This window comes from Terrisporobacter sp. (genome assembly GCF_017888745.1).
In the GTDB taxonomy this organism is placed as follows: Bacteria; Bacillota; Clostridia; order Peptostreptococcales; family Peptostreptococcaceae; genus Terrisporobacter.
In genome coordinates this window covers 1-6450 of record NZ_JAGHFM010000178.1, presented here as the reverse complement: position 1 = coordinate 6450, position 6450 = coordinate 1, and the positions used below count along the sequence as shown (strand labels likewise).

Annotated in this window: 9 protein-coding genes; all 9 read right to left on the bottom strand. The window is 29.3% G+C overall.

Translation table 11 applies throughout. The annotated features are described in order from the left end of the window. Positions 1-47: 47 nt before the first annotated feature. The 9 genes from saoL to saoD all read right to left on the bottom strand — a co-directional run bounded on the left by saoL (position 48) and on the right by saoD (position 6168). The gene (gene saoL, locus J7G74_RS08810) at positions 48-533 is read right to left on the bottom strand and encodes a MerB-like organometallic lyase SaoL (RefSeq protein WP_297134254.1); all 486 of its coding nucleotides are present in this window, start codon (positions 531-533) and stop codon (positions 48-50) included. A gap of 7 nt (positions 534-540) precedes the next feature. Next, the gene (gene saoA / locus J7G74_RS08805; RefSeq protein ID WP_297134252.1) at positions 541-1293 is read right to left on the bottom strand and encodes an ABC transporter ATP-binding protein SaoA; all 753 of its coding nucleotides are present in this window, start codon (positions 1291-1293) and stop codon (positions 541-543) included. Then, entirely contained in the window at positions 1293-2090 is a 798-nt protein-coding gene (saoP, locus tag J7G74_RS08800) for an ABC transporter permease subunit SaoP (RefSeq protein ID WP_297134250.1), read from the bottom strand. Before saoP ends, saoA begins: the two co-directional genes overlap by 1 nt. Beyond that, positions 2060-2854, bottom strand: a complete 795-nt coding sequence (gene saoB / locus J7G74_RS08795; protein ID WP_330616483.1) for an ABC transporter substrate-binding (seleno)protein SaoB — start codon at positions 2852-2854, stop codon at positions 2060-2062. The genes saoP and saoB overlap by 31 nt, the downstream gene beginning before the upstream one ends. Beyond that, on the bottom strand, positions 2841-3944 hold the full coding sequence (gene saoX, locus J7G74_RS08785; RefSeq protein ID WP_297134243.1) for an ABC transporter substrate-binding subunit SaoX: 1104 nt from the start codon (positions 3942-3944) through the stop codon (positions 2841-2843). The genes saoB and saoX overlap by 14 nt, the downstream gene beginning before the upstream one ends. Positions 3945-3963: 19 nt before the next feature. Then, a complete protein-coding gene (gene saoC / locus J7G74_RS08780; RefSeq protein ID WP_297134240.1) occupies positions 3964-4428 on the bottom strand; it encodes a Cys-Cys-COOH (seleno)protein SaoC in 465 nt (154 codons plus the stop codon). Further along, a complete protein-coding gene (gene saoE / locus J7G74_RS08775) occupies positions 4421-5497 on the bottom strand; it encodes an efflux transporter SaoE (RefSeq protein WP_297134237.1) in 1077 nt (358 codons plus the stop codon). The genes saoC and saoE overlap by 8 nt, the downstream gene beginning before the upstream one ends. 10 nt (positions 5498-5507) lie before the next feature. After that, positions 5508-5774, bottom strand: coding sequence for a thioredoxin-like (seleno)protein SaoT (saoT, locus tag J7G74_RS08770; protein ID WP_297134235.1), 267 nt, complete (start codon positions 5772-5774; stop codon positions 5508-5510). A 61-nt stretch (positions 5775-5835) separates the two neighbouring features. Then, entirely contained in the window at positions 5836-6168 is a 333-nt protein-coding gene (saoD, locus tag J7G74_RS08765) for a DsrE-related protein SaoD (protein WP_297134233.1), read from the bottom strand. Positions 6169-6450 lie beyond the last annotated feature (282 nt).

Here is a 6450-nt window from a genome sequence, read left to right as displayed (position 1 = left end):
GTCCAGTTTTTATATTCCTTCTGAGACCAGAAGAAGTTCATAATGTTTCAACAACTAGCTGCCCAATTTTCATATTTTTCAAGATTTATATGAAGAATACGCAAATCTTCATTATTAATATCATGAATCTTTTTATCTCTTATTTTTATATTTATCTCTTTTCCTGTAACATTACACATTGATTTTATATTAATATCTTGATTAAAAGTGTGCGCTACCCCAAGTGCATCTATTGCACACATAGCATTTAACATTCTTCCATCTTTAAGCTTTACTGAGTGCATAGTATTATGAGCTGAAACGGGATAGATAAAATTAACTTTATTTTCGTCAACAACCATAATATTATTTTTCATAAAATAATGTAAAGTTTGATTAATATAATCATCATTTAAATCTGTAGTATTTTTTATATACTTTTTTACATCATTCAATTCTATAGGTTGATTTTTCTCTATTATATAATCTATAATTTTAAATCTTATTAGTTTTTGATTTTCTTCTAATTGTTTATACTTATTAATATTTCTCATTTTATATTTATCCCTCATAGCATTTTGATAATATATTAGTTAATTTAGATTTATAAGCTTCATATTTATTTGTAGTTCTATTTCTAGGCCTTTCTAAATCTATTTTTAGATTTTCTAGTATTTTACCTTTATCTCTCGACATTACCACAACCCTATCACTCATATAAACTGCTTCATCAACATCATGTGTAACCATTATTGCTGTAATTTTATTCTTACTCCAAATATTTTCTAATTCTTCTTGTAGATTTTGTCTCATCTTAAAATCAACGGCCCCTAAAGGTTCATCCATTAACAGAACTTCTGGATTACAGGCTAAAGCTCTTATTATCGCTACCCTTTGTTTCATCCCGCCTGATAACTGATGTGGATACATATTTTCTTTTCCTTTTAAATCACATAGACTTAATAATTCTTCCAACTTTGCTTCCCTTTGTACTTTAGGTATTTTCTGTTGCTTCATAGGGAATAGTACATTTTCTTTTACTGTTTTCCAAGGAAAAAGTGCATAGTTTTGGAATATAAATGCTCTGTCAACACCTGGCTTTTTTACTACTTGTCCATCAAGTAAAATTTCCCCTTCATCACTATGTTGAAATCCACCTATTATAGTAAGTAATGTAGTCTTTCCACATCCTGAAGGGCCTAAAAGTGATACAAACTCTCCTTTATTTACATCTAAATTAATATTTTCTAATACTTTATGTTCTTTCTTATTATTTATAAATGTTTTGTTTATATTCTCGACTCTTAATTTCATTAGGCTTCAAACCTCCATTTACAAAGAGATTTATTTACAAATTTTAATACTCTGTCTATTATAAAACCGATTAGCGCTGCAAATATCATAAGACCTACAAGCAATTCAGTATTCATCATAGTCTGAGCTTGTACCATAGAGTAGCCGATACCGGCACTCGTTGCTATGAACTCCGCTCAAATTACAGACATCCATCCAGTACTTATAGCAAGCCTTGCACCAGTTAATATATCAGGAAGCGCTGCTGGTAACATTACATTTGTAAATATAACAAATGGCGATGCACCCATACTTCTAGCTGCATTATAGTAATCTTTTGATATAGATCTAATACCTTGAATAGTATTAAGTATTATTGGAAATACACCGGCAAATGCTATTAAGAAAATAGTAGGTCCATCTCCTATACCAAACCAAACTATTGTAAGTGGTACCCATGACATTATCGGAACTTGTCTTACTGAATCTACTATTGGAGATAATATACTTTCAAATCTAGTTGAAAATCCCATTATTAAGCCTATAGGAAGTCCAAATATTAGTGCATAAAAAAATCCTTTTAATACTCTTTGTAATGTAATAAATACATTTTTTACTATCTCAGGATCTGTAAGACATTTTATAAAACCCTCTAATACATTTAAAGGCTTTGGAAGTAGTAATGAACTTCCTATTCTAGATGCACTTATTTCCCATATAACTAATAAAGTTATTAAAAATATTCCTCTATATATCCAATCTAAAGATTTGAAGTTATTTTCTCTCTTTATTTTATTTGTAGAAATTTTAACTTCCATCCCTTTATTTCCTCCATTTCTTTATCTGTTATTAATCTATCTATATACTCTTCTAATGCTTTTTTTAATATCTTCTCATCCTCTAATTCTATTACACTGCTATTATAAAGCTTTGTAAATTCATGATATAAATCACTCTTCATAAATTTTTTATTCACCACTAAAACATATGTATCATATTCTCCCTTAGATGTTGTTGATAATTTGTTTTTATCTGAAGATAATGCTTTTATAGCATCTATTACAACTCCTTCTACAGTGTTATTTTCCAGTGTATACATCAAAGCACTCCCAATTAATGAAACATATTTTGATTTTCCATAGTATTTTTCGACTAACTCCTTTTGATATTCCCTATTTTGAGTTATTCCTATAGTTTTAGGAGTATCATTGTTTAGTATAAATACATCTGAATTTTTAACTAAAGGAGCCACTACTTCAAAATTATTATCATATTTTATAAAACTTTCTGCTGCTTCTTTACATATTATTGCCATATCTAATTCCTCTGAACTCAGGGACCATTGCATGGTAGTAGCTCAACAATCAGAAATAGAGTATGCATCAATAAAATCTTTCATTTCTACATCTTTAAGATAATTTTTATCTCTCATATAATTTATTACAAAACCAGAGGTATCATCAGATACCCCGATTCTTATTTTTTCTTCTATATAGTTTTCATCATTAAAATTTGTGAATACAAGTAATATACATCCTAGAAAAATCATTGATAATAAAACTAAATTTTTACTTTTGTTCATCTATCTCCATTGCCTTTTCTTTCCATTCATCATAATTCATCCCTTCTGGGAACACATTATCTACATTTTCTTTTATAAATGTATCAAAATCATCTGCTCCACATGATTTTAATAATTCGTCATTTACAACTTGATCATATGTTGGGTATTCTTCAAAAGAATCATACTCTTTATACATATCTAAATTATTCTTATATTCTTCACCTGTTATCTCCCATGTAAGAGTTCTTCCTTCCCCTACAGTTTTTTTATAAATTGTCATTAAAGCCACTTCTTCATCTACACTATATGCTTTTGCAAATATTTGTGCTGAATGAACTGGATTTGTATAAATATATTCTATTGCTTTTGTATGTGCAAGGACTAGTTTTTTAGCTAATTCTGGTTGTTCTTTTATAAAGTTAGTATTTAGTGAGAAAGAACAACAATTATATTCTTTACCTGTAGCTTTCTCTTTGTATTGAGTTGTAGATATTATTTTACCAATGCCTTCATGTTCAGCTACCGATCCCCATGGGTCACAAGCTGAAAATCCTGAAATTTGTCCAGTCTTAAGAGCCAAATAAGCATCCTTACTTGAGTCCATATTTACAACTTCATACTTAGAAGCATCTACTGGTAAACCTGTTTCTGGGCCATAATCAGTAGTCCATAATAAATCTCCTTCTGGATCTGATGCTATTTTTTTACCTAGTAAATCTTCTGGATTTTTTATATCATTTGAAACTATTAAGTACTCAGAACCACCTTTATGATTATTTGCTGCAACGATTATAGGAGAACCTTTTGGTATTGCACCTACTAACCCCTTTGTTCCTATATAACCTGCATCCATTTGTCCTGCTGCCATTGCTTCAGGAACTTTACCATTTCCTACTGTTTCTACATTTAACCCCAACTCTTTATAAATACCAGCTTCTACAGCTACAGGTGCTGCAGTCATATGGTCACAATTATAATATCCTAACTTTATTGTATAGTTACTATCAGCCTTATCTGACTCAGTATCTTTGCTAGCACATCCAGTTAAAATAGTTACTCCTATAATTCCCACTGATATTAATAATTTTATCTTTTTTGATATTTTCATAATTCCCCTCCTATTAATCTTAGCAACAAGCCTCCATACCCTCTCCAAATAAGTCAATTAATTCATTATTTTCGAATCTATATACACCATATCCTACATTTCCATTTTTAGAGCCTGATATGATAACTTCCATATTATCTTTATTATCTATATTTTTAAACTCTATTTTTACATCTTCTTTAGGCGCTGGCTTTGGAGTTGTTACGTACATATTATTTTTATCATTTATAACCACAACCATATGATTGTTATTATTATCTTTTTTATATACTACTACTAAGTCCTCTCTATTATCTTCATTTATATCACCTTGAGAATAATTTATTATCTTCTCAAAATCCACATTCCCTTGGAAAAATAATAATAATTCTTCATCCACATTAGGTAAATCTACTACTTCTTTATTCTTTTCTTTTGAGTAAATTAGATTTCCTATTAAAAATAATGTTATTATACCAACTACTATCATTTTTTTATTATTCATGTATCATAACTTTCCTTACCTTTGGTAGAATTGCCTTTATAAATAGTATAAAAATTAATAAAGAACAAATGTATTTCATAGAATCTGGTATATTAAACATTATTTTATTTGCTACTGCTATTGAAGTTTGTCTACTTTCATAACTTAAATTTGTATAATTCCCTATCAATAATTTATTAGTAATATATCCTATCACTAATGAACAAGTAGTTAATGTCACAGAGTAAATTATTACAGTCCTTTTGCCAATTACATTAAATATGCTTATAAGTTCTGGTAAGTTAGTAGCTGCCCCTGCTATTAAAAATGTAATGGCAGCACCTGGAGATGCTCCACTTGCGACTAATGCTGCAATAAATGGAATATGTCCTACTGCACATACATACATTATACAAGAAAGTATAGCGATGCTCCCTAAAGATAATACACCGGGATCTCCTAAGTATTTTTGAATAATACTACTAGGGAATACCGTCGTAATGAATCCAGCAACTAATATGCCTATTACCACATATTTACTTATTGTTGGTGCTAATTCATCAAAAGACCACTTCAATCCATCGATCACACTTTGTATAAAACTTCTTTTTTCTTCTTCTAATTCTATAGCTACATCATCATCGTTCTCTATACTTATGCTTACTTCATCTTTACCAAATATATTACCTATTACCCCAACTATCATCGGTACTATAAATCCTGATAATACGTATATAAATGTTATTTGTGGTCCTAATAAACCTAAACTAAGAACTATAGCTATTGGATTTATTACTGGTGCTGATGTCATAAAAGCAAGAACAGGTCCTAAGTATACTCCTGAATAATACATACTTATACCTATTGGTATAACACCACAACTACATATAGGCAATAACATTCCAGATACGGTACTTTTAAATATTGATGATATTTTTTTATTCCCTAATGATTTTTGTAACCTTTCAGGTGTTAGTATATTATGTAGCAATCCTGCTATTATGAAGCTTATAAATAGCCATCCTGATGAGCCATTCAATATATTTATAGATGTTACTAAAATATCTTTTATAAAATCTAATATATGCATTTGATTTAACCTAAGAAACTTCTAGATTTTCTATAGCTTCTAAAATAATCCTTTCTATAATATCTTTTGATAATCTATCATATTTTTTCTTTTGATTTATTATTAAGGTTCCTTTCATTATCATTCCATACTTTTTTATGTAAGAAAAATCTTTACCAGTCTGGTAAATTTTGATGTCCACAGATTTATTATACTTTTCGCCAATTTGTCTGATAAGTCTTCCATGTTCATCACAAGTTGGTCAAGTATTAATAAATTCAACTAATACTTTCTTCATACTGCCTCCTGATTTATTATTTTTTAATTGCAAATAGCCCATAAAATATGGGCTATTTTTATTATAAAGTTATAACTTGTTCTACACCGCTACTTCCAAGACATGCATACAGATTTGGAAAACATCCTATAGTAGCCCCCTCCACTAAATTATCTTGTATACCTCTTTCTATAGCACACTGATCGCATGCCATAATTATCATACCTGTCTTCTTATGAAGTTCACTCAATCTCTCCCCTATTGGATTCCCTTTTGCTAAAAACATAGTATTATCCATAAAGAAAAACATTCCTAATACTTCCGCTACATGGCTCTCTGATTCTAACTGTGGTATTATCATTTTATCTAATATTTTATGTACATTTGTACTATTAAATATATATGCTACCTTCATATTATTCCCCCTTAAGTTTTTATTTCATAATAATTCTACATAATATGCAATCATGGGTCAAATTGTAAAATTCTATAGATAATTACAATTTATAGAATTTATAAATGAGTAACTATCTGATAGTTTTAATTACTTAAGACATAATAATCATAACTCTAACATCTTAATTAATCACTTAAATAAAAAATTCGCTTCGCTTAAACCACTGCGCGGGCGCTCCACTTCATGTCGCCAACGACTGCGTCCGTTGCTCAAGTAATAAGGTTGAAAATTATATATTAT

What these genes read in the sequence shown, in the direction of transcription:
- saoC (WP_297134240.1), bottom strand. Translation starts at nt 4,428, where the DNA reads ATGAATAATAAAAAAATGATAGTAGTTGGTATAATAACATTATTTTTA.
- saoX (WP_297134243.1), bottom strand. Translation starts at nt 3,944, where the DNA reads ATGAAAATATCAAAAAAGATAAAATTATTAATATCAGTGGGAATTATA.
- saoE (WP_297134237.1), bottom strand. Translation starts at nt 5,497, where the DNA reads ATGCATATATTAGATTTTATAAAAGATATTTTAGTAACATCTATAAAT.
- saoD (WP_297134233.1), bottom strand. Translation starts at nt 6,168, where the DNA reads ATGAAGGTAGCATATATATTTAATAGTACAAATGTACATAAAATATTA.
- saoA (WP_297134252.1), bottom strand. Translation starts at nt 1,293, where the DNA reads ATGAAATTAAGAGTCGAGAATATAAACAAAACATTTATAAATAATAAG.
- saoL (WP_297134254.1), bottom strand. Translation starts at nt 533, where the DNA reads ATGAGAAATATTAATAAGTATAAACAATTAGAAGAAAATCAAAAACTA.